At 62.5% G+C, this 1,214-nt stretch carries 1 pseudogene; it reads right to left on the bottom strand.

The features are described from left to right. Nucleotides 1–47: 47 nt before the first annotated feature. Nucleotides 48–1,214 (bottom strand): annotated as a pseudogene (locus tag AD668_RS28285) (RND family transporter); the annotation flags it as partial.

Here is a 1,214-nt window from a genome sequence, read left to right as displayed (position 1 = left end):
GTTTCAGCCTTGTGATCCTTGAGGAAGGCGATCACCGGCATCAGCTAGCAGTCGGTGTTTAACAGCTCCTGGTAGTTGACCGAGGCTTGCTGCGCGGCGTAGTTGAGCACGTCCTGGTTGCGCTGGATGCTGTTGAGCTTGGGGTTGCCTTCATAAGTACCGGCGGTGATCTGGCGTACCGCGTTGACCAACGACGAGGTCGCCTGCACGCCCGGATACTGTTGCAGCTCCCAGGCCAGACGATCGGCCAGCACCAGGGTCTTGTAGTTCAGACAGCCTTCCGGTGCGGTCTTGATCATCACCGCGAACAGGTCGCTGGACAGCGCGTAATGCTGGGTGATGTAGGCGTTGTCGCGGTTGTAGCGCGAGTCGGCGCGCAGCTCCGGCGCCCCGCTTTCCAGATCGCCGATCTTCAGGTCAAGGCTGACCACGAAACCGCCGATGCCCATCAACACCGCGACCAGCACGGCGCCGGTGGCCCACTTGGCCGTGGTGAAGCGATCGAGCGCGTCCCACAGTTTGCCGAAGCCTTTGTGCTTCTCGGCGCGGTTGTCGATTTTCAGCGCACGCTCGGCGGCTTTCGCGCCGACACCGACGTAAGACAATGCCACTGGCATCAGCAACAGCGAGGTGAAGATCAGCACCGCGACACCGATGCTGGCGGTGATCGCCAGGTCCTGGATGACCGGGATGTCGATCAGCATCAGCACCGCGAAGCCCACGGCGTCGGCCAGCAGCGCGGTGACCCCGGCGATGAACAGACGGCGGAAGGTGTAGCGCGCGGCGATCAGTTTATGGGTGCCACGGGCGATGTCCTGCATGATGCCGTTCATCTTCTGCGCGGCGTGGGACACGCCGATGGCGAAGATCAGGAACGGCACCAGCACCGAGTACGGATCGATGGCGTAACCGAGCCAGGCGACGATGCCCAGTTGCCAGACCACCGCAACCAGCGAGCAGCCGACCACCAGCAGGGTGCTGCGCACGCAACGGGTGTAGGCATAGATGATGATCAGCGAGGTGACCACGGCCAGGCCGAAGAACATCATCACCTGGATCAGGCCGTCGATCAGGTCGCCCATCAGTTTGGCGAAGCCGATCACCCGGACTTTGTAATGGCCGCTGCCTTCGACCCCGGATTTACGCGCCGCGCTGTCGCCGGCGTATTCGATCTTGTCGCGCAACTGCTCTTCGAGCATCTGCGAGAAGGCGTG

It is taken from the genome of Pseudomonas sp. P1.8 (assembly GCF_001269805.1).
Taxonomy (GTDB): domain Bacteria; phylum Pseudomonadota; class Gammaproteobacteria; order Pseudomonadales; family Pseudomonadaceae; genus Aquipseudomonas.
This window is presented reverse-complemented; position numbering and strand designations above follow the sequence as displayed.